The 21,806-nt window shown below is 62.5% G+C and carries 16 protein-coding genes and 1 rRNA gene; 4 read left to right on the plus strand and 13 right to left on the minus strand.

Annotated features, from left to right (window positions below):
• Positions 1–19 precede the first annotated feature (19 nt).
• From KF886_20930 to KF886_20940, 3 genes are all read right to left on the minus strand, one after another.
• The gene (locus KF886_20930; GenBank protein MBX3179827.1) at positions 20–385 is read right to left on the minus strand and encodes a hypothetical protein; all 366 of its coding nucleotides are present in this window, start codon (positions 383–385) and stop codon (positions 20–22) included.
• A 285-nt stretch (positions 386–670) separates the two neighbouring features.
• Complete coding sequence (locus KF886_20935) at positions 671–1,363, minus strand: methyltransferase domain-containing protein (GenBank protein MBX3179828.1); 693 nt, start codon at positions 1,361–1,363, stop codon at positions 671–673.
• A 63-nt stretch (positions 1,364–1,426) separates the two neighbouring features.
• Positions 1,427–2,827 (minus strand): MATE family efflux transporter, encoded by a 1,401-nt coding sequence (locus tag KF886_20940; GenBank protein ID MBX3179829.1) that lies wholly within the window; start codon positions 2,825–2,827, stop codon positions 1,427–1,429.
• A gap of 165 nt (positions 2,828–2,992) precedes the next feature.
• On the opposite strand from KF886_20940, the gene KF886_20945 reads away from it, so the two are divergent.
• The gene (locus tag KF886_20945) at positions 2,993–4,210 is read left to right on the plus strand and encodes a hypothetical protein (protein MBX3179830.1); all 1,218 of its coding nucleotides are present in this window, start codon (positions 2,993–2,995) and stop codon (positions 4,208–4,210) included.
• Positions 4,211–4,224: 14 nt separating this feature from the next.
• On the opposite strand, the gene KF886_20950 is transcribed toward KF886_20945, so the two are convergent.
• The 8 genes from KF886_20950 to KF886_20985 form a co-directional block, all read right to left on the minus strand.
• Entirely contained in the window at positions 4,225–5,019 is a 795-nt protein-coding gene (locus KF886_20950) for a phytanoyl-CoA dioxygenase family protein (protein ID MBX3179831.1), read from the minus strand.
• 195 nt (positions 5,020–5,214) lie between these two features.
• A complete protein-coding gene (locus KF886_20955) occupies positions 5,215–6,165 on the minus strand; it encodes a glucosamine-6-phosphate isomerase (protein MBX3179832.1) in 951 nt (316 codons plus the stop codon).
• Between the two features lie 91 nt (positions 6,166–6,256).
• Positions 6,257–6,559 carry a hypothetical protein gene (locus KF886_20960; GenBank protein ID MBX3179833.1) on the minus strand — a complete coding sequence of 101 codons (303 nt, stop codon included), beginning with the start codon at positions 6,557–6,559 and terminating at the stop codon, positions 6,257–6,259.
• Between the two features lie 55 nt (positions 6,560–6,614).
• On the minus strand, positions 6,615–8,054 hold the full coding sequence (locus KF886_20965) for an aldehyde dehydrogenase family protein (GenBank protein ID MBX3179834.1): 1,440 nt from the start codon (positions 8,052–8,054) through the stop codon (positions 6,615–6,617).
• 95 nt (positions 8,055–8,149) lie between these two features.
• Entirely contained in the window at positions 8,150–9,787 is a 1,638-nt protein-coding gene (locus KF886_20970) for an acetolactate synthase large subunit (GenBank protein MBX3179835.1), read from the minus strand.
• Between the two features lie 204 nt (positions 9,788–9,991).
• A complete protein-coding gene (locus KF886_20975; protein MBX3179836.1) occupies positions 9,992–10,612 on the minus strand; it encodes a hypothetical protein in 621 nt (206 codons plus the stop codon).
• Position 10,613: 1 nt separating this feature from the next.
• A complete protein-coding gene (locus KF886_20980; protein MBX3179837.1) occupies positions 10,614–11,996 on the minus strand; it encodes a PDZ domain-containing protein in 1,383 nt (460 codons plus the stop codon).
• A complete protein-coding gene (locus KF886_20985; GenBank protein MBX3179838.1) occupies positions 11,986–13,374 on the minus strand; it encodes a trypsin-like peptidase domain-containing protein in 1,389 nt (462 codons plus the stop codon). The genes KF886_20980 and KF886_20985 overlap by 11 nt, the downstream gene beginning before the upstream one ends.
• Before the next feature lie 273 nt (positions 13,375–13,647).
• On the opposite strand from KF886_20985, the gene KF886_20990 reads away from it, so the two are divergent.
• The 3 genes from KF886_20990 (at position 13,648) to KF886_21000 (ending at position 19,731) form a co-directional block, all read left to right on the plus strand.
• Positions 13,648–15,486 (plus strand): glycosyltransferase family 39 protein, encoded by a 1,839-nt coding sequence (locus tag KF886_20990; protein ID MBX3179839.1) that lies wholly within the window; start codon positions 13,648–13,650, stop codon positions 15,484–15,486.
• Positions 15,476–17,092, plus strand: coding sequence for an oligosaccharide flippase family protein (locus KF886_20995; GenBank protein ID MBX3179840.1), 1,617 nt, complete (start codon positions 15,476–15,478; stop codon positions 17,090–17,092). The genes KF886_20990 and KF886_20995 overlap by 11 nt, the downstream gene beginning before the upstream one ends.
• 2,429 nt (positions 17,093–19,521) lie before the next feature.
• The gene (locus tag KF886_21000; GenBank protein MBX3179841.1) at positions 19,522–19,731 is read left to right on the plus strand and encodes a hypothetical protein; all 210 of its coding nucleotides are present in this window, start codon (positions 19,522–19,524) and stop codon (positions 19,729–19,731) included.
• Positions 19,732–20,010: 279 nt separating this feature from the next.
• Here the strand turns inward: KF886_21000 and KF886_21005 are convergent, their stop codons facing one another.
• Entirely contained in the window at positions 20,011–20,163 is a 153-nt protein-coding gene (locus tag KF886_21005) for a transposase (GenBank protein MBX3179842.1), read from the minus strand.
• 1,492 nt (positions 20,164–21,655) lie between these two features.
• Positions 21,656–21,772 (minus strand): 5S ribosomal RNA (gene rrf, locus KF886_21010).
• Between the last annotated feature and the right edge of the window lie 34 nt (positions 21,773–21,806).

The raw sequence follows: 21,806 nt of genomic DNA on the forward strand, positions 1-21,806 counted from the left end.
TGTCTCCCTGTGCCCGCGATCATCCGCCGTGTGCGAAAATCAGCCCGGTATCCTCCAGCTCGTCAAGCAGGTCCGGCCGCTTTTCCGCCAGCACCTTAAGCCTGCGTCGCTTGTGCGGCTTGACCCGCGCGACTTCCAGCACGATCTCCGCCAGACGCCGGGTTTCGGGGTCGGCTTCCGCGATCATGGTCTCCAGGCGGGCCATGTTCTTCAACGATATATTCCGCTGGCGCAGGAAGCCAAAGATCTCGTCCCGGCAGTCGATAAGGTCGCGCTCCGGCTTTGGCAGCTTCTGGCAATCCTTGCAAACGTGGTTCCGATGCCCCTTTCCGGAGAACTTCTCATTCGCCCGAATGCGATCGCAGTATCGGCAATAATGTCCCATTTCCAGACCCGTTTCTCGAAGTTGATCGATGGTGCGCCAGCACTACGCGCGCAATTATAGGTCAGGGCAAAGGGCCGGATCACGTTGTGCCGGTGATTCGGGACGGATCCAGCCAGGGACGGACGCGCGCCGGTAACCGTGCGCTCAGATCTCGCCCGGCCCGCGTCCAACCAGGCGCGACCGCGTGACCAACAAGACCCACAGAGCGCGTGCCCGTCCCGGCAGGGGTATCCAACACGGGCTGAATCTTACCGCGCGAACTCGACATAACCCGGCCAGATCAAATCAGCCGGTTGCGTTGCGGTACACCCGAATCTGGGCGGGCGCGTCGGGATTAAATGGGCTTCCGGAGTAGTCGGTAAAGTGGTCGAGAAGCGTGAAGCCCTCGTGAAGGGCGTCGATCCGCGCGGCGGGAAGCGGATAGAGGGGGACGCGGTGTTCGCGGACCTCGCCGCCGGGCGCGGTCAGACGGGTATGGAATAGCACGCGTTCCGGGCGGATGTCCTGATACCGCCGGACAAAAGTTACGCCTTCGCGGGAGATTATGGGGAACGCGTGGGTTTCGTGGCGGAGAATGGGGTCCCAGTTGATGGTGTGAAAGAGCCAGACGCCGCCCGGGCTCAGGCGCGCGCGGACCGCGTTGACGAGCGGGCCGATCGAATCGGGCGGAATGTGCGCGATAACATTGCCGATGCAGAAGATCAGATCAAAGGGGCCGCGGTTTGGCAGGCCGAAGAGGTCGCAGGCATCGAAACGCGCGCGCGAGCCGCGCTTCCTTGCAATCGCAATAGACGGGGAGTCGGGGTCGATCCCGGTAACTTCGTGGTCGTCGGCCAGGGCGGCGCTGTATTTTCCCGTGCCGCACCCGATGTCGAGGATCCGCGCGGGACCGGCGGGCAGATAGCGCTGAATACAGGCGACGACCGCGGGGTTATACGGGAAGATGATGTCGTAAAGCGGTGCGGTGTCTCCATACATGGTATAACCGTCCTCCTATCCACCGGGCGGGTGCGGGGATTCATTATACGCCTCGCGCGCGCGTTAATCCGCCAGCTCGACCTCGGTATGGGCCCATTGCTCGGTGCGGAAGACGGCCCACGTGAGCGCGAGCCGGGTGGCGTGGCTGATGAAGATGGCGAGCCAGACGCGATCCGGGGTGAGGGAGCCGTGCCAGTCGAACCACCAGCAGATGCCGAGCAGGATGACGATCTGGGTGAGGAACGCGATGTACATGGGGATCTTGGTTTCACCGGCGCCCTGAAGGCCGCCGGTCATGGCGAGGGTGACCGCGAGCATGACGCCGGAGAAGGTGAGGAAGCGGAGGAGGGAGACGCCGATGGAGAGAATGGGCTCGCTGGTGGCGTCGAAGAGTCCGAGGAGTTCGGCGGGGTAGAACCAGAAGAAGTATCCCATGAAGACGGCCCAGGCGGCGCCGAAAAGGGAGGCGACGCTGACGGCGCGCTTTCCGCGGCGGGGGTTTCCGGCGCCGATGTTCTGGCCCATGAGCGTGCCCGAGGCGGAGCGGAGCCCGAAGCAGGTCCACGTGACGAGGGAGAAGAGCTGCGCGTAGCAGATGGTGTAGGCGGCCATGGCGGGCGCGGAGATGTCGTGGCTCATGCGGCCGAGGAAGACCAGGACGAGGAATCCGCCGATGTTGAGGAGGACGGCCTGAATCCCGGTTGGGATTCCGATCCGGGCGACGACCTTGATGACGGAGAGGTCGGGCCAGAGGCGGAATTGCGCCGGCGGTTGGAGAACCATCTTCCGGCGAAGCACGAGGGTGACGGAGATGGCGACGGTGAAGAGCGGGGCGAGAACAGTCCCGATGGCCGCGCCGATCGCGCCCAGCTGGGGGAAGGGGCCGATGCCGGTTATGAGGACGGCGCTGATGCCGATGTTGAGCATGGTGGCGAGAATGCCGAGAACGAGGGGGGTCTTCGGGTCGCCGGAGGCCTGGAAGGCGCCGGTGAACATGAAGCTGATGAAGAGCGGGGCGCCGCAGGTAAAGAGAATGCGGAGATAGGGCAGCGCATGCATGCGGACTTCGGCCTCCGCCCCGACGAGGTCCAGTAGATACGGGGCGGCGATGTATCCGGCGGGGGCGACGATGAAGATGAGAATGATGAGGCTTGCCAGGAAGGTCTCGTAGGCAACCCGGCTCATGTTGGCGCGGTCCTGGCGGCCGGCGTAGCGGGCGATGAGGACGTTCATGCCGTGGAACAGGGAGGCAATGAAGACGACGAAGATGAGGAAGGTTTGCCAGGCGACGCCGATGGCCGCGTTGGCCGCGTTGGCGTCGGAGACGACGAAGTGGCCAACAAGAACGTGGTCGACGAAGCTGTGCATGCCGTTGACGAGGTTGAGCAGCGTGGCGGGCCAGGCGAGTTTCCAGACGGAGCGAAGGATGCTGCCGGACACGAGCTGTTCGTCAAATTTTTTCATGAATCTTCGGGTCGAGGTCCGGTGAATGGCCGGGAAATTGTCGGGAGGATCGGGAAACCCGTACTATAGCATGATGCGGGGGAGGGATTCGAAGACGGGCGGGCTGGTATGCTGCCTGATAACCTGCGTGTTGTGTTTTATTCGGGTATGGGAAAGGTGGTTCGCATGTTGGTGAAATCGATGGTCTCGGCGTGTTGTGTGGTGTTGGCCGGGGTTGCGGTTGGGCAGCCGTATTCGCTCGGTTATGATCCGGATGGGACGATTCTGGTGAATGGCGCGCGGACGCTGATCATCGGGAGCTATTACGCGGCGAAGTCGGAGCGGCCGTATGCGGAGATGGCGGAGGCGGGCTTCAACCTGGTGCGGGCGGGGAATGCGGAGCAGCTGGACGCGGCGCAGGCGGCGGGGGTGATGGCCTGGACGTCGGTGGGGGCGCTGGATCTGGCGGATCGGGAGGCGAGCGAGGCGCAGCTGCGGGAGCGGGTGAATGCGATCAAGGACCATCCGGCGCTGGCGATTATTGAGACGATCGACGAGCCGGCGTGGGACTGGCTCAAGAAGGAGGCGCGTTTTGGTCCGGAGATCTTTGAGGCGACCTATCCGGTGATCAAGGAACTGGCGCCGGAAAAGCTGCTGTATATGAACCACGCGCCGACGAACCTGGTTTCGACGATGCGGGCGTATAACGCGGGGACGGATATCGTGGCGTGCGATATTTATCCGGTGAATCCGGGAGGGCTGATGACGATGTACGCGCTGTTTCCGGATGGTCACCAGGGGGACTTGAACAACACGTCGATCAGCCAGGTGGGGGATTATGTGGATAAGATGCGCCAGGTGACGGGCCCGAACCGTCCGCTGCTGATGGTGTTGCAGGCATTCGCGTGGGAGAAGCTGGTGCAGGAGACGGACGTGGTGGAGCAGCGCGAGGAGAAGATTCAGTATCCGAGTTACAGCCAGTCGCGCTTTATGGCGTATCAGGCGCTGATCAAGGGGGCGAACGGAATTGTATATTGGGGGAGCGATTTCACGCCGCAGCCGTCGCAGGCGTGGGACGATCTAAAGCGGGTGACGCGCGAGGTGGCGGATCTGGGGGCGGTGCTGGTTGCGCCGGATCCGGGGGTCGCGGTGGAGACGGCGTATCATGAGCTGGGCCATTCGGTGGATGACGGGGTGCAGTTGATCGTGCGGGATCATGGGGGCTACCGGTACGTGTTTTCGTGCAACGCGGACCGGAACCGCGCGAAGGCGACGTTGTCGGGGCTGGGGGATTGGCGTGTGTGTACGGTGTTGCATGAAGATCGGACGCTGCCGGTGGAGGGGGGCGCGATCACGGATGTGTGGGGCCGCTTCTCGGTGCACGTGTACCGGCTGGAGCGATAGGGGGCGGTCCCGGGTCAGGCGATCGCGGCCTGCATCCGTTCCCACTGGGCGCGGCCTACTTCTTTGATCTTTTCGTTGGGCCACTTTTCGAGGGGGGTGTAGCAGGGGTGTTCGTGCTCCTTGTACGGGTTGTTTCGGGCGGCGTTGTAGCAGCAGATGAGCGACCAGCGGGGCTTGTCGCTGAGGTTGGCGTCGGAGCGGTGGAGTACGTTGCTGTGGAACCAGAAGGCGTCGCCGGGTTCGAGTTCGCAGTAAACGACTTCCATGCGTTCGAGAATCTTCTCCACCCGTTCGAGGTCGGCGCCGGTCTGGTTCCCGACGGTGCCGTGGTTAATGCGGCCGAGGTGGTGTGAGCCGGGGATCGCCTGGAGGCAGCCGTTTTCTTTGGTGGCGGCGTCGATGCCGATGAGGCAGCTGGCCATGAGCGGGTAAAGGCAGCCGTTGTTGTACCAGTAGCCGTAGTCCTGGTGCCATTCCCAGGCCCCGCCAACGCGGGGTTCCTTGAGCATCATCTTGTGGTGGTAGTGATACACTTCGCCGCCGAGGAGCTGCTCCATGGGGTTGACCATCTTATAGGAGCGGACGATCGCGCTGTACATGTCGTCTTCGAGGGCATTGCAGACGGTCAGACGCGTCGTGTAGCCCTCTTTATCCACCCGCTCGATGGCGCCGGTGGCGATCGCCTGGTCCATCTTGGCGATTTTGTAGAGGAGGTCGATTTCTTCGGCGTCGAAGTAGCGTTTTTTGAGGAGGCAGCCGGTTTCTTCGAATTCGGCGATTTCCCGGGGGGTCAACTGGTTTTCGCTCATGCTACTCTCTCCTGGCGGTAGTTCCAAAGTTCAGGCAAGTCGCCCCGGGTTACAGGGACATCAGCGACAGCAGGGACGGCAGTAAGAAAACGTCCATTCCTGCCGTCGCTGCTGTCCCTGCTGTCCCTGCGGAATATCGCGGTTTTCCTCAAATAGCTGGCAAATCGCGCATTCTTCGCGGCGGCCGGCCGCGCCTCAGTTGCATTCGGGTTCGAGCGGTCCGGCGAGCTCGTCGAGGAAGAAGAGGCGCCCGGGCAGCGTGGGCATGTAGGTGCTTGGAATCCACGGGGAGGGCTTGTGGTGGAGGCTCATCCAGAGCGACATGCCCTGCCACATCATGCCCCGGCCGAGGCTGCCGTCGCATCCGCCGATGATCTGGTCCGACATCAGAAAGAGGCCGGGCCCGACGGTGTTGGCGCGGGTGGGGACAAGCGTCGTGCGGCTCTTGAAGCTCGTGATGGCGTTCTGCTCGATCGTCATGGGGCAGAGCTGCGCGCCCAACCGGTAGTCTTCCTTTTTCCAGGCGGCTTCGGACTTGTATTCGGCGGCGAAGTGGGGCTCCCAGAAGGCGATGTGGCAGGCGCGCCCGATGCCGAACACGGTGACGAGGGAGGCGCCTTTCTTCTTCAGCGCGCGGATCTTTTCGCCAAACGTGGGCAGGTTCTTCTTCGTGGCGAAGTTGCGCTGGCTCTTGGGGACGGTAAGCTTGCCGAGCGGGCCGTAGAAGGCCTGCTCCATCGCGTTCTGAAAGGCGCCGGGATCCTTCGCGGGGAGGGTGTTGCCTTTTTCGTCGCTCCATTCGTCCATATTGAAGCCGTGGACGTGCTTACAGTCGACGTTCCATTCCTTCAGGAAGTAGACGGCCCAACGGTACATGCCCATGGGGCCGACGGGGAGGATGAACGCGATCTGCTTCTTCTTCGTCTTCGCGTTCAGGATGGCGAGGGCGATTTCGTGGCCCATCATGGTGTCGAAGTCTTCAAGAGAGGCGCAGGGCACGGCCTCGAATTTCTTGTTCCACCATTTTTCCGGCTTCGTGATGGTTTCCGGTTTGCGGCCACAGAGTTTGTCGATGGCAGCGAGATCCCAGCCTTCCGGGAAGAAGCCCTCGAGAAGCGAACCCTGGATGGTAGTCATGAGGTTGATGGGCATGGTGATATTTCCTTCCGCTTGAACGTTTGGTGCAGGCGCCCATGCCGGGGCGCACGGGCCATGATAAATGATGGCGGCGGAGGGATCAATGGGAAGTGGGCATGCAGACCAAGGGAAACAAGTAGCCGTCCACCAGGCCCACGCCGTCCACGCGCCTGCCCGCCAAAGGCGGGTCCACCCCGTCCACGCGCCTGCCCGCCGAAGGCGGGTCCACTCCGTCCACGCGCCTGCCCGCCGAAGGCGGGTCCACCCCGTCCACGCGCCTGCCCGCCGAAGGCGGGTCCACTCTGTCCACTCTGTCCACTCTGTCCACTCTGTCCACTCTGTCCACCCCCACCACCCCAGAAAAAACCTCGGCCGCATCCCTGGATAGATCGCAACCCACCATAAGAAAAGCCGCGCTCCGGCGAGCGCGGCTTGAATCTCCTCATTGGCCTCTTCGCTTACAGCGCGTTCGGGGGCGTTCGCACCACGAGCAACCGAAGCTCGGTCATGTCTTCGATCGCGTATTTGATGCCTTCGCGGCCGAGGCCGCTGTCCTTTACGCCGCCGTAGGGCATGTGGTCGACGCGCCAGGAGGGCACGTCGCCGATGACGACCCCGCCGACGTCGAGTTCGTCCCAGGCTTTCTGAATCTTGTAGATGTCGCGGGTGAAGATGCCGGCCTGGAGGCCGAACTTGCTATCGTTGACTTCCGCGAGGGCTTCGTCGAAGTGCTTGAACTTGGTGAGGAGGCAGGCGGGGCCGAAGAATTCCTCGGCGTACATGGGCTCGCTCTTGGGGACGTTTTCGAGGATGGTGGCTTCGAGGAGGTTGCCTTCGCGCCCGCCGCCGCAGAGGAGCGTGGCGCCGGCGTTTACGGCGGACTTAATCCAGGCTTCCATGCGATCCGCCTCGCCCTTGGAGATGATGGGGCCGATGAACGTTTCCTCATCGCGGGGGTCACCGGCCTTGAGCTTTTTCGTGGCGGCGACGAACTTCTCCTTGAAGGCGTCGTAGAGGGATTCGTGGATAACGATCCGCTGCACGCCAATACAGCTCTGGCCGGACTGGTAGAAGGCGCCGATGATCATGCGCGCGACGGCGTCTTCCAGGTCGGCGTCTTCATCGACAATACACGCGGCGTTGCCGCCAAGCTCCAGGACCACCGGCTTCTTGCCGGCCTTGGCCTTCAGCGCCCAGCCCACGTCGGGGGATCCCGTGAAGCTCATGAATTTAAGGCGCTCGTCCTCGGTGAACAGGGCGGCGCCATCGCGCTTGCAGGGCAGGATGGAGAAGGCGCCCTCGGGGAGGTCGGTCTCGGCGAGGATTTCGCCGATGATAATCGCGCCGAGGGGGGTGAGGCTCGCCGGCTTGAGCACGAAGGGGCAACCAACCGCGAGCGCGGGGGCGACCTTGTGCGCGGCGAGGTTGAGCGGGAAGTTGAAGGGAGATATAAAAGAGCACGGGCCGATCGGGACGCGCTTGACCATGCCGCTGTAGCCGTGCGCGCGGGCGCTGCGGTCCATGGAAAGGACTTCGCCGTTGATGTTCACGGAGAGTTCGGCGGCGATCTTGAAGGTGTCGATAAGGCGCGTCACTTCGCCGCGGCTGTCCTTGATGGGCTTTCCGCCCTCGATACAGAGGGTTTCGGCAAGCTCGTCGAAGCGCTCCTTGAACCGGGCGACGCAGTGTTCGAGGACCTCCTGCCGCTTGTAGGAGGGCATGCGGCGCATGGGGCCATCGGCCTCGACGGCCTTTGCGATGGCATGATCGATGGCGGCTTCGTCGGCCATGGCGACGCGGGTCGCGACCTTGCCGGAGTACTTGTCGAAGACTTCCAGATCGGTATTGGGCTGCTGGGGTTTGTTGGCCAGGTAATAGGGGTAGGCTTCTCTAAGCATGATTGATATCTCCCTGCGTCGGTTCCGGGTAGTTTACCGGATAGGGGGGCCGCTTTCCGAATCCGGCGCGGCCCCGGGGACCGCGCGCCGCCGGATCAGACGATGATTTGCAGTTGTTCGGTGAGGCGATCGTTCTCCCGGTAGTCGATGGGCACGGCGAGCAGGACGGGCTTGTCAAGGGTGAAGGCCTCTTCGAGCGCGCCGGCGAGTTCGCGGGACTTGTCGACGTACATGCCGTGGAACCCGAAGGCCTGCGCGAGCTGCACGAAATCGGGGTTGCCAAAGGAAAGATTGGTGTGCCGGTCGAACTCGTTCTGCTGCTTCCACTCGATAAGGTTATAGCCGTTGTCGACCCAGACCATGACAACGATGTTCGTCTTGAGGCGGACGGCGGTTTCCATCTCCTGCACGTTCATGAGGAAGCCGCCGTCGCCGCAGATCGCGAGAACCCGCTTTTCCGGGTGAACGAGCTTCGCGGCGATCGCGCCGGGCAGGGCGCTGCCCATGGAGCAAAAACCATTGGGGATCAGGCAGGTGTTCGGCTCGTCGCACTGGTAATACTGGGCGATCCACATCTTGTGCGATCCGACATCGCTGAGGACGATGTCCTCGGGGCCCAGGACCTCGCGCGCATCCCAGATCGCCTTCTGCGGACGGATCGATCCCTCGGTATCGTCGTCCTTGTGCTCGGCGAATCGGCCAAGCATCACCTGGCGCGTCTTGCGCTGCGCAGGCAGTTCGAACCGAAGAGGTTCGGCCTTGAGGCGCTCGTTCATCATCCAGAGGGTGTGCGCGGTATCGCCCACGACCTCCGCGTCAAGCTCGTAGAACGAGTCGACCGGCGCGGGCAGGAAATCGATGTGGACTATCTTCTTGTTGCCGGACTTGTTCCACACGCTGGGGTGGTACTCGACGAAGTCGTAGCCGATCGTAATGACGGTGTCGGCGGCCTTGATGGCGGCGTTCGCGAGATTCTTGGTCTGAAGCCCGAGCGTGAAGAGGCACTGTTCCGCCTGGCGCGACACGCACCCCTTGCCCATAAACGTGCTGATGACCCCGATGCCGGTGAGCTCAGTGAATTCACGGAGCATTTTCGCCGTGCGGGTGCGGATGGCCCCGTTGCCGGCAAGGATCACCGGATTTCTCGCTGAACGGATCACGTTCATGGCGATATCCACGATCTTGTCGTCGGCGACGGAGCGGCGGAGATAGTTCTTACGGACGGGCCGGCGCGTGGCCGGCAGCGCGGCAATGTCGTCGGCAAGCTCGATGTGGCACGCCCCGGGCTTTTCGCGCATGGCCTGTTTGAAGGCCCAGCGAACGACCTCGGGGATATTGTCCGGGTGGATAATGGGCGTGGCGTTCTTCGTGACGGGCCGGAACATGGACACGACGTCAATGTTCTGGTGGCTTTCCTTGTGCTGGCGCTGTATGTCCGCCTGACCCGTAATCACGACCATGGGCGCGCGGTCGCTGTTCGCGCTTGCGACGCCGGTGACAAGGTTGGTGGCACCGGGCCCCAGCGTGCTGAGGCAGACCCCGGCTTCGCGGGTGAGCTTGCCGTACGTCTCCGCCATAAAGGCGGCGGCCTGCTCGTGGCGGCACATGATGAACTCGATGGGGGACTTCTCAAGCGCCATCAGGAAGTGCGCGTTTTCTTCGCCGGGCACGCCAAAGATGTAGCGTACGCCCTCGGCCTCAAGACATTGGACAAACAATTCGGCTGCGTTCATATCGGGCAGCGGTCCTCATTGGGGCGGAGGGCCAGAGCCATCCCCGCCCGCTGGTCACGCCGGCCCGCTGGCGCGCGGCGTCAGGCGGGCGGCACTGCGATGGAAGGCCCACGGCCGTGGGGCGGCGCCGCGGGACCCGTACTGTCAGCGACGGTCAAGTGTACCTGAACGGGAGGCCTGTTCCAAGGTGGCCGCGGCGCCGCGTCAAATGGAACTGCCGCTTCCCGGGGCCCGTGTCATGACTTCGGGCTGTTTTTCCGGCGTGCCGTGGAGGGTTTCCTGCAGGAAATCCCGGTATTCCTTCAGCGGCACGGACGCCGGATTGCACTTGAGGCCGAGATCGACCTGTTCCGCCGCCTTGATCAGCAGTTCGCGGCTGTATTCGGGCGGCACGTTGAAACGGAGCGCCTCGCGAAACGCCCGCATGTACACGAGCGCCGTCTTTTGATGCAACACACCCTTGAACTTGAAATATTCCATGCCGGTCACTTCCTCGGTGGGAATGATGTCCCTGGAGAGGAGGGCCTGGGCCGTGAGCAGTTCGCCTTCCGCGAGGGTGAGCTGAGGGGCGCCGAGGTGGAGGTAGCTCAGGCCATAGTAATAGTGGGCAATGGGATCGTCTGGATGCCGTACGAGGTGCGCCTTGATGAAGGGCCGCGCCTCGTCCCAGCGCTGCTCCTCGCCCAGCGCGGCGGCCTGCTTCAAAAGGCCCGGGTCGTACGCGGGCCTGCCGCACCCGGCGAAGAACACGACCGCGCACACGAGGCAGCAGTACGCAAGAAGCGGCTGGATGCCGTGCCGTGTCGAACTACCGCGGCGTTTCATTCTATTCCCACACGGGTTCCAGGCGGAAGAACCCTGTTTCGGAGCCGAGCCGCGCAAATATTGCGATCTCGGCGGGCTTCGTTTCGGCAACACGCGCAATCGCGGACTTGAACTCGTCGAGGTTTCGGGTCGGGAAGTCTCCAATCGCCAGGACGATCACGCCCGCCTGCATTTTTCCGAGCTGCGCGGGGCTGCCAGACTTCACGCGGCGAACGATTACGCCCTGGACCTCCTCCGACAGGTTCAGGCGAAGGCGGATGTCCTGCGTAAGCTCGCGAACGGTGAGCCCGAGCGCGTTGTCTTCATATTCCTCGGCCTGCTGCGCCGAGCGCGGAAGCTCGCCGAGCTTGACGGCCAGATCAAGCGCTTCGCCCTTCCGCAGGACCCGAAGCTTCGCCTCGTTCCCGGCGCCCGTGTCCCGTACAAGCTTGGTGAAACCCATCACGTCGCGGTCCTGCCTGGCCCGGATCGGCGTGCCGTCGAAATTGACGATGACATCGCCTTCCTGCAGCCCGCTCGCCTGGGCCGGCGAACCGGGCACCACCGTGCTCACGATGAGGCCGCCGGTGGGCTCGAGGTTCCAGTAGCGCGCGAAGTCATCGGTCAGCGGCTGGGTGAACACGCCGAGCCAGGCGCCGCCCTCGCTTGAGGCCTCGCCGTTGCCCCGGGGCGGATTCTTCAGGTACTTGCTGAAAAGCTCGACCTGGTATACGAGCGGGTGCCCGCTGCGAATGTAGAGGTCGCCGCCCTCCGCCGGAGCCAGGTCAAAGCCAACAATCCCCACGACGCGCCCGCGCGTGTCGAGCACGGGCCCGGAGACGAATCCGAAGCGCACCGAACCGTCAAGGCAGTAGGTGGTGCGGGGCTTGTCGAGAACAGCCCCGATCCGGGCGTTCTGCAGGCTCGGCGTAAAGTCCAGGGAATCGCCAAGGAGCCCGAATATGGTGATCGGGTCGGCGAGCTTGAGGCTGGAGGCCGGCGCGAACTCGACGTGCGGCAGATTCAGAGGGGTGTCGGACTGGAGCTGGATAAAGACCACGTTGAGGTCGTCGGGCTTGCCGACAAATTCCGCGGAATAGCGCCTCTCATCGAGGCCCTCGCCAAGCGTGACATTGATGTTGAAAGGGGTGCTGTTCTCGAGCTTCATATGCCCGTGGCAGAGGGCCAGCCCATCCGGGGATACAATCAGGGCCAGGCCATTGCCGTCTCGGCGGCTGATCTCGCCGGTCGCGGGGTTGGTGATCTCGCTGGCGTAAGTGAGGAGGCCCATCGCCGGCTTGAGATCCGCATAGGCGCGGCGGAGCATCTCGGCGTCGAAGTCCTGCGCGGCGGCGGCGGCGGCCAGCCACAGCATGCACGTGAGAATCAGCGCACTACTCCGCATCGGAGGTTCCTTCCACCACGGGAGCCGGGGCGCCCGCTTCCTGCTTGATCAGCACAAATCGATGTAGCGCGCGATTGCGCACCGAGAGCATGACCAGCGGGGTCTTGTCGGCCACGCGGGCGTCGTAAACTTCCTTGAATCCGGCCAGGTTTTCAACCTTGACGCCGTCGACCGAAAGGATGATGTCGCCCTGCGCCAGGCCGGCCTTGTTCGCGATGCCCCCGACCTGCGCGCCGGACACGAGCACGCCTTCGCGGGAATCGAGCCCCGCGCGGCGAACGACGGCGGGCGTCAATTCCGCGGCGGTAAAGCCCCAGCCGCTGAACTCGACCTGGGCGCCCTTGAGCCCACCGCGCTCTTCGGTGACAAGCGGAACTTCGAAGATTTCATCACCGCGCTGGAGGCTGAGGCGCACTTCCTCGCCGACCGGCAGGTCCGCGATGAACTTGTTTACAGGGGGAAGGTCTTCCTCGAAACGGGCATTCGTGGGCGTGCCCCCAACCGACAGCAGGATATCGCCGGGCTGAATGCGGGCCTCGAACGCCGGTGAGAGCGGATCCACGCCGGCGACGAGCACGCCCTTGCGCGTCGGATCTTCCGTGCGGGCAAGCATCTCCTGCAACTCCAGGCCAAGCCAACTGCGGCGAACGTGACCGTTGCCCATGATCTGCTCGGCGACCTGCCGCACGAGGTTGCTCGGGATGGCGAAGCCAACGTTCTCCGCTCCGCGGAGAACCATCGTGTTCACGCCGATGACTTCCCCGCGTATATTCAGGAGGGGGCCGCCGCTGTTGCCCTGGTTGATCGCGGCGTCCGTCTGGATCCAGTTCGTGAAAGGATGGTCGGTCTGGCCCGAAAGGTGGCGTCCGGTCACGCTGACAATGCCCATGGAAACGGAACGCGAAAGGCCGAGCGGGCTCCCCATCGCGATGACGGTCTGGCCGGATTCGAGCTTGTCGGAATCCCCGAAGGCCACGTAGGGAAGACGATCCGGAAGGTCGAGTTTCAGCACCGCCAGATCGGTGTAGGGGTCTACACCAACCACGCGCGCGTCCACCTCGCTCTTGTCGCTGAGCACACAGCGGACAAAACGGCTTTCGCCCGCGACGTGTTCGTTGGTGACGATGTACCCGTCGGGCGTGATGATGAATCCGCTGCCAATAACGGGCACTTCGCGCCGCTGGCCCTGCTGGTAGACCTCCTTGACCGGGCGTATATGCACGAGCGCGGGCGCAACCCGGTTTTTCGCGCGTATCACCGCGCTTTCCGCCCCCAGCCCCGACGTGGTTGCGCAGCCGGTTAACGCCACGCATGCCGCGGCGGATAAAACCGCGGCGGCGCGCGCGGGGGCTTTTAGAATGCGTTCAACAGCGTTCAAACGCCGACTCCTTTTCGTCCACGGTAGTTCCGCCCGGGGGAAAGATGTACCCAACACGTATGATTATACCCGGATCCGGCGGGCGCTGCACGCGCGGGAGACGGCCCTTATTCCGTCTTCCTCAGACTGCAATGTCTGAGTCCCTGGGGAATCGCTCGGACTGACGTCCGTCAATTCGATCATGACTAAATTGTGGTTGCCGGTCCGTGCCGGATGCATCGGGCGCGGGCAGCGTGCTATCGTCCCTCTACATTCATCGGATGGGAATACTTAATGTCAGTATTGATGCTGCTAATCGCGGCCTGGTGCGCCGGTGGCCTGCTTGTGGCCCGGAATACCGGGGACGGCGACCTGGCCGAGGCGACGTGCTTCAGGCTGCTCGCCGGGCTGGCCGTGGCCGCGCCGGTGCTGCTCGCGCTGGCGTGCCATTCGCTGGCCGTGGCCCAATACGCGCTCGCGGCGGCCGCGGCGGGGTGCGTCGGGTGGTCGCTCTGGGGACGGAAACCCCGACTTGTCCCGAACCATCTTGGGGCTCGCGCAGCCTGGCGGGGGCTTAACCGCCTGGAAAAGTGTTCCCTGCTGGCGCTGGCGACCGCGGGGTTGCTGACATTAATCAGCGCGCTGGCGCCTTCGACCGGATGGGACGCGGCGGTGGCGCACCTGGCGCTGCCGGCGGCCTACGCGCGCGCGGGTCGGGTCGCGCTGGATCCGGGGAACGTATACACGGGCTACCCGCAGTTTCTGCATGTGCTGTATGCGATCGCGTATTCGGGGGGCGCCGGCGGCGAGCTGCTGGTGTCAATGCTCAACTGGGGATCGGGCGTGCTGGCCTGTGCCGCGCTGTATGCGCTGGGGCGCCGCGCCGGCACGCGCCAGACGGGATTGGTGGCTGCCGCAATGCTGGCGACGGCGCCGATCTTCATGGACCAGGCGGGGAGTGTCGGGATCGATCTGGGCTTTGCCGCGTACAGCACGGCGGCCCTGGCGGCGCTGATGGCGTGGCGCGCGGAGGGCCGCCTTCGCTACCTCGCGCTCGCGGGCCTGTTTGCGGGGGCGGGCTGCGGAATCCGCCACACGGGCCTGCTGGTGGCCGCATTAATGCTCGCTGCGGTTACGGCGCTGGCGTGGCGCCGGCGGCCGGTCCGGGCGCTGGCGCTATTCGGGGGCTTCGCGCTGGCGGCGGCGGCGCCCTGGCTCGCGCGGAGCTGGATCGTGACCGGGAATCCGGTGTTTCCTTTCTTGCTGGCATATTTTCCAGCGGCCCCGATTGACCATATCGCGATTTCCGATCCGGGGGCGCATGAGTCGATCGCGCGGGCCGGGGGCGCGGGCCTGCTGGCATATCTGCGCTTTCCGTGGGATATCGTCATGCGCCCGCAGCTTTTTGACGGGTGGAACAAGTCGCCCGGGGGGCTGGTGCTTGCGCTGGGGATACCCGGGCTGCTGCTTGGTGGCGCGCGCGCGTGGGGGCTGGGGGCCTTCAGCGCGGCGGGGGGCACAGTCTTTTTCTTCTTCCAGCGGCTTGCACGGTACCTGCTGCCGTTTTTCACGCCCATGATGGTGGTGGCGGCGCTGGCGGTGGAGCGATTGCGGGTTGGCCGGCGCGCGGTGGCGGCGGTGGTGCTGATCAGCTTTGCGTACGGCCTGGGGCTGCACGCCGCCGCGATGCATTTCAAGATGAAGGTGGTCCTGGGCCTGGAGAGCCGGGCGGCGTACCTGGGCGCGCGTGTGGAGCGATATGCGGCGTTCGAATATGCCAATGCGCACCTGAACACGGGCGGAAAACTGCTGCTGCTTGATCAGCGGAGCTACTATTTCAACGGCCCGTCGTTCCAGAACCACTGGAGCCTCCGGCGCATCGCGGACAGGCCGCTGCGCGAGCAGGTCGCGTGGCTCCGGGATCAGGGAATCCGGCATGTGATGATCCCCGAGGCGTATGTGTCGGAATCCGGCGCCCTTTCGGGGGAGATCGCGGAGATGCTGTCGCGCTGGCGGCGGGCGCCCCGATGGTTTGACGCGGTCGGCCCGCCGATGACAATTCCGCGGCGGGGCGGCGGCCTGGAGACGGTGGTATTTCTGGCGGTGCGGGAGCCGGCGCGCAATGTCGATTAAGCGGACGATTGCGCACAATACGGTCTACAACGCCGCCGGGCGCTGCTGGGAAGCCATCGCCGGCATCGCGCTGACGGTATACATCATCGAGCGCGTGGGGCTGGAGGGCTTCGGCCTCTGGTCGCTCATTGCGCTGTTCACGGGCTACGCCGCCCTCTTCGATTTCGGGATGAGCAGCGCATTCAGCCGTTTCATCGCCGCGTGCGCGGCCCGGGGCGACCGTTCCGGCGTGAGCGGGGTGGTGAGCACGGGCTTCTACTTCTACCTGGCGCTTGGCGCGGGGCTGCTGGCTATCGGGTGGCCCGCTATTGACGGGTTGCTGCAAGCGACGGTCGCGCTGGCGGCCTGGCTCAACCCGGGGGCGCCAGGGCTGGCGCCGGATAGCGCGGCGCGGGAGGAGGCGCGTTTTCTGCTGCGGGGAGCCCTGCTGCTTTTCGTGGCGACGAACGCCATGGCCCCGTTTTCGGCGGTGCCCGCCGGTTTGCAGCGGATGGGGGTGTCGAATGCGATTGGTTTCGGGGTTTCGCTCGTGAAAATAACCGCGACGGTGGCGTTTCTCGAACAGGGCTATGGCGTGCGCGGGCTGCTGTATGCGAGCGGGATCGTGCTGGCCGCCACGGCGGTCGCGCATGTGGTCGCGGCGCGCCTGCTGTATCCCGGGTTGCGGTGCAGCCCGTTCGCAATGCGCGGGGCGCTCTTTCAATCGATGCTGTCCTTCGGCTGGCGCGCGCAGGTGGCGCGGCTGGCGAACCTGGTGAATTTTCAGACGGATCGTATGGTGGTGGCGCTCGTCGGCGGCGGGGCGCTGGACCTCGTGGGGCTGTACCGGATCGGGGAGGACCTCGCGCAGAAACTGCGGCAGATTCCGGCGCTGCTGGTAAGCGCGCTGACGCCCGCGGCATCGGACCTGGACGCGCGCGACGACCGGGAGCGACTGGCGATGCTCTATACGCGATCGACGCGCTATATGGCAGCGGTGACCGTGCCGCTGACCCTGTTTGGGATGGCCGCGGCGGATTTGCTGTTGTGCCTGTATGCGGCGAAGGCCGACCATGGGCCGGCCGTGTGGGTGGCCCGGATTCTCCTCGCGGGCTACGCGGTGAACGTCCTGCCGGGACCCGGGGTAAGCATCGCGCTGGGGAAAGGCAACGCGGGACTGCCGATGGCGGCGGGGCTCATATCCACGGTTGGGAACATCATGCTGACGGTGGCCCTGTATATGGCGATTGGGTTTTACGGGATTCCCGCCGCGACGGCAATCGCGCTTGCGCTGTCTTCCGCCTGGTTCTTTCGGGCGATGCGGCGGGAGGTGGATGCCCCCGTTATGCCGCTGCTGCGGGACGCGCTCCTTGGGCCGGTCGTTGCCGCGCTGCCGGGTACGGTGTTCTCTGTTGGCGTCGCGTGGGTGCTGGCGGACTATGCGAGTCGCATGGGGAACCTCGCCGCCGCGCTCGGCTGCGGGGTGGTATTCGCGGCAAGCTACGGGCTACTGCTGTGGCGGCTTCCCTTCTTTGACGCGTGGGACCGGGCCTTCTTCCGGGAGGCGCTGCGGCTGGATCGATTCCAGAGCCCGATAGGGGAAGAAGATACCGCAAGAGAACCGTGAACCGACTTCACCAGGCGACTCCCCTCGCGTCCACCGAACTGTGGATTACCCCTACCGCCACAATGAGAAGAAGGCCCAAAAGGAGTGATACACGCGCAAAGGCCTCCTTCCCCGACCAGTGGGCCAATTCCACGGAATGACACCACCGACGATGTACGTCACCGGACACTTACTGAAAGTCAGGAATACAGCCTCGGAATCCTCCTGACGCGAACCTACCCTTCCTTCATTCGTGACCAATCGCGGCTGGAACACATCGAATTCCTTTTCTATCCGTACTACTATCCGTCATTTTCTCCTTTCTTTTCGGGCAAGTTTATTGGAAGGTCACGCGGTAATCCATTCAGACAAATCAGGCTACGTAGCCGAAACGCGGATTCGAAATTCGTCCCCATCTGTCGGCGATGTTTTGAGAAATCGCCCCGAAGGGCCGGAAGAGCGGGAATCCCGAGTCCACTACATTCAATATCGACGCGCCTTGAACCACCATAGAATTCGCGTTCATTCGTGTTCATTCGCGGTTCAAGTTTATTCGGTTGCGGCCTGAGGCTGCCCTGTGCAATCCGAGGTCAAAACTCCAAATCACGGCCAAAGACCACGCTGAGTCCATGCGCGCTCATTCGCGGTTCAAACAAATCCTTTCTGTTCTCTGTGCTCTTTGTGGCTCCCGATCCAATCCCCCCCGCGCATTGACCCCGCATCCCGACACGGAGCAATTCCATACCCCTTCAAAAATTTCTTCTCTTGTGCCCTTCGTGGTGATTATTTCATCGGTCGCGGCCACAGGCTGGTCTCTATCCGTGCAATCCGTGTAATCCGTGGCCAAAATTCCAGATCGCGGCCAAAGGCTGCACGGAGTCCATTCGCGGTTCAAACAAATCCTTTGTGTGTTCTCTGTGCTCCCTGTGGCCCCCGATCCAATCCCCCCGCACACCACCCCCGCATCCCGACACGGACCAATTCCATACACCCTGGCATGCCCCCCTTCAAAAACTCCCTCTCTTCGTGCCCTTCTGATGATCAATTCCCTGGCAGCTGCCGGAGACTCATCCGTGGTCACAAGTCCTGATCGCGGCCAGCCGCCGCTCCCGGCGTATTCGTGTGCATTGGTGTCCATTCGTGGATAAAATTCCGCCCTCATTCAACCGACCACATCCGTCCGCGCACAACAACACCCTATGCGCTCTCTGCGTTCTCTGCGGTTAAAGCTCTTCTCTGTTTTTCTTCGTGACCTTCGTGACCTTCGTGGTGATCAGTTCTGTGGCTGCGGCCAGAGACTCCCCCGTGTTCTTTGTGCCGGTATTCTTCCATTGACCAGGGACTACACCGATGACACGGGTTGCCGCGACGCTCGAACAAGATGAGACCGAACAGCCCGCCGCCCCTTCCACCCCGCTACAATTCCGATGCTGAACAATCCGAGCAGGCTGCGTCGAAAATCGCGCGCAGCCGCCGGCACGCATCAACGACCGGAACCAATTGCTATCCGTGTCATCCGTGTCATCCGTGGTCACAAATCCTGATCGCGGCCAGTGGCCGCTCGAGGCGCATTCGTGTGCATTGGTGTCCATTCGTGGTCAAAAACGCACCCCCATTCAACCAACTACTTCATCTGCGTACAAGAGCCATCCTCTGCGTTCTCTGCGGTTAAAGCCCTTCTCTGTTTCTCTTCGTGCCCTTTGTGCCTTCGTGGTGATCATTTTTGGTTGCGGCGAGCGGCCCTGTGTTCTTTGTGGCTCCAAATCCAATCCCCACCCTTATTTCTTTGTCCCAGCGCCCTGGATCGTCTCCGCTGCGCCTTCGCGTGAACTTCAATCGCTCTCCAACTTCTTTTCTTCGTGCCCTTCGTGCCCTTCGTGGTGATCATTTCTTTGGCCGCGGCCAGAGGCTGGTCTCTATCCGTGCAATCCGTACTGCTATCCGTAAACTTCTTGTTTTTTCTGCAAGTTCTTCCATTCAAAACCCATATAACGAACTGTTGTAAAAAAGAATTTACGAAGCGAAAAGATCCAGGGAGAATTTCCGGGCCGTTCCGCAAAGTTTCATGGTCGGTAACAGTTTGGCCGTCTGAAGTAGTCACCCTCGTCGCAGCCAACGGTGGCGGCTAGCTTAAGTGATCGAGCACCGTCATCCCCACGCGTGGGGATCAGAGACCATGCAATGTTAACCTCGCAAACCCTCTGGATTCCACTTCGCGGGAATGACGAATACATCCAGTGTAAGTAAGGCATCTCATCGACGAACGCCCATACTTCAGACGGCTGAAGTGTTACTATGGTCGTAACGCTTTGGCGGACTGAGTGGACTTGCGGGTAGCGGTGGCAGCGAGCCCGTCTCGAGGAATTGTTTGAGGGCATGGCTGATGGCGTCGACGGGTTGTGCCCGCGCTTTTGGGGAGTGAAGAAGACAGCTCATGAGCAGAGGCCTGTATGTCGGCAGCCCGTACCGCTGGTTCCGTAGCTGTTCTTGCGCAGGAGGACGGCGGGGCGAATGGGCGCTCGGCGAGTTGTTTCGAAGGGGACGCCGGGCCGGTCCAGAAGGTGAAGTTCGTCGCAGTGGCGTTTGAGGCGTTTGACAAGGCGCGCGCCTGCGCATCTTCCCAGGAGCACAGCGTTGAGTTCATCGAGGCGCTTGGATAGCAGCGCGTCGCGAAGCGTAGGCTTCAGGCGTGTGTTCATCCCTCGCCGGGAAAGGCGGATGGCGTCTCCGAGCAAGGCGCCGCAGCAGCGAGGCCGCTTGATCCTCGCCGGGCGACTTGAGCGCTCGACGTGTTCGGATCGGCAGCAGGTGCACCAGACACTTCTGCGCATGGGCGCACGCCACGGCGTTGTAGGGCCCCAGTCTGACACCAGCGTTGCCGCAGAACTCCTCCTATGAAAAACTTCTTCAAGCATGGGCCTGACCGCGCGACTGGTCGATCAGAGAAAATAGCTCAGGTCGCTGCTGGCGAAGCACCAGAGCCAGTGGGTCTTTCCATCCACGCGCCAGCCGGTTTCGTCGGCGTTCAGCACCGAGGACCTGAGCGCTTCGCGCTGGATTTCCTCGTGCCAGGGCAGGAGTATTTCCGCCAAATGCCGCCACGTATTACGCTGAGCCCCGAGGGTGATAGCCCGAAGTAAAGGTGGAAGTTGAAAACGTCAACGACCGGAACCAATTGCTATCCGTGTCATCCGTGTCATCCGTGGTCACAAATCCTGATCGCGGCCAGTGGCCGCTCGAGGCGCATTCGTGTGCATTGGTGTCCATTCGTGGTCAAAAACGCACCCCCATTCAACCAACTACTTCATCTGCGTACAAGAGCCATCCTCTGCGTTCTCTGCGGTTAAAGCCCTTCTCTGTTTCTCTTCGTGCCCTTTGTGCCCTTCGTGGTGATCATTTTTTTGGTTGCGGCCAGAGGCGGCCCTGTGTTCTTTGTGGCTCCAAATCCAATCCCCCACCCGCCGTAACAGCACATCGCGCCCTGGATCGTCTCCGCTGCGCCTTCGCGTGAACTTCAATCGCTCTCCAACTTCTTTTCTTCGTGCCCTTCGTGCCCTTCGTGGTGATCATTTCTTTGGCCGCGGCCAGAGGCTGGTCTCTATCCGTGCAATCCGTACTACTATCCGTAAACTTCTTGTTTTTTCTGCAAGTTCTTCCATTCAAAACCCATATAACGAACTGTTGTAAAAGAATTTACGAAGCGAAAGATCCAGGGAGAATTTCCGGGCCGTTCCGCAAGTTTCATGGTCGGTAACAGTTTGGCCGTCTGAAGTAGTCACCCTCGTCGCAGCCAACGGTGGCGGCTAACCGTGATCGAGCACCGTCATCCCCACGAAAGTGGGGATCCAGAGACCATGCAATGTTAACCTCGCAAACCCTCTGGATTCCCGCCTTCGCGGGAATGACGAATACATCCAGTGTAAGTAAGGCATCTCGTATCGGCGAACGCCTTACTTCAGACGGCTGAAGTGTTACTATGGTCGAAATTCTTCTCTTGCCCACGGATTACAACGATGACACGGATTGAAGCGACACTCGAACCAAACGAGAAGAAGCAGCCCGCCACCCTCTCAACCCCGCTACAATTCCGAAGCTGAACAATCCGAACAGGCCACCTTGGAAAGAGCACGCAGCCGCCTGCACACCCCAACGACCGAAATCATTTTCTATCCGTGTCATCAGTGCAATCCGTGGGCACAATTCTTGATCGCTTCCCGCGGCTGCTCCCGATGCATTCGTGTGCATTGGTGTTCATTCGTGGTCAAGAATGCGCTCTCGATCATCCACCCGATCCATCTGCGTACCAGGAATCACCCTTTGCGCTCTCTGCGTTCTCTGCGGTCAAAACTTCGTCTTTCTTTCTCTTCGTGACCTTTCGCGCACTTCGTGGTGATCATTACTTTGGTTGCGGCCAGAGGCTGCGCTGTGCCCTTCGAGGTGATCCCGCCTTTCATTGCGGCCAGCCGCTGCTCCACGATCAGTCGTGCGCATTGCTGCCAATTCATAGTGAAAACAGGCGCTCCATGCCCCGCCAAACACAAAAAAAGGCCCGGAAGATTTCTCTTCCGGGCCTTCGCAATATTGCGCCGGCGACGTCCTACTCTCCCACACAGTTGCCCGTGCAGTACCATGGGCGCAGACAGGCTTAACTTCCGTGTTCGGAATGGGAACGGGTGTGGCCCTGTCGCTATAGCCACCGGCAAAACTTGGCCGCCAGGATACCTGGCGAAAAAGC

Source organism: Candidatus Hydrogenedentota bacterium, assembly GCA_019637335.1.
In the GTDB taxonomy this organism is placed as follows: Bacteria; Hydrogenedentota; Hydrogenedentia; order Hydrogenedentales; family JAEUWI01; genus JAEUWI01.

Coding starts and splice junctions, on each gene's coding strand:
- KF886_20935 (MBX3179828.1), bottom strand. CDS start 1,363: ATGTATGGAGACACCGCACCGCTTTACGACATCATCTTCCCGTATAAC.
- KF886_20970 (MBX3179835.1), bottom strand. CDS start 9,787: ATGAACGCAGCCGAATTGTTTGTCCAATGTCTTGAGGCCGAGGGCGTA.
- KF886_20960 (MBX3179833.1), bottom strand. CDS start 6,559: ATGGTGGGTTGCGATCTATCCAGGGATGCGGCCGAGGTTTTTTCTGGG.
- KF886_20995 (MBX3179840.1), top strand. CDS start 15,476: ATGTCGATTAAGCGGACGATTGCGCACAATACGGTCTACAACGCCGCC.
- KF886_20940 (MBX3179829.1), bottom strand. CDS start 2,827: ATGAAAAAATTTGACGAACAGCTCGTGTCCGGCAGCATCCTTCGCTCC.
- KF886_20930 (MBX3179827.1), bottom strand. CDS start 385: ATGGGACATTATTGCCGATACTGCGATCGCATTCGGGCGAATGAGAAG.
- KF886_20945 (MBX3179830.1), top strand. CDS start 2,993: ATGTTGGTGAAATCGATGGTCTCGGCGTGTTGTGTGGTGTTGGCCGGG.
- KF886_20950 (MBX3179831.1), bottom strand. CDS start 5,019: ATGAGCGAAAACCAGTTGACCCCCCGGGAAATCGCCGAATTCGAAGAA.
- KF886_20975 (MBX3179836.1), bottom strand. CDS start 10,612: ATGAAACGCCGCGGTAGTTCGACACGGCACGGCATCCAGCCGCTTCTT.
- KF886_20965 (MBX3179834.1), bottom strand. CDS start 8,054: ATGCTTAGAGAAGCCTACCCCTATTACCTGGCCAACAAACCCCAGCAG.
- KF886_21000 (MBX3179841.1), top strand. CDS start 19,522: ATGTCGGCAGCCCGTACCGCTGGTTCCGTAGCTGTTCTTGCGCAGGAG.
- KF886_20990 (MBX3179839.1), top strand. CDS start 13,648: ATGTCAGTATTGATGCTGCTAATCGCGGCCTGGTGCGCCGGTGGCCTG.
- KF886_20980 (MBX3179837.1), bottom strand. CDS start 11,996: ATGCGGAGTAGTGCGCTGATTCTCACGTGCATGCTGTGGCTGGCCGCC.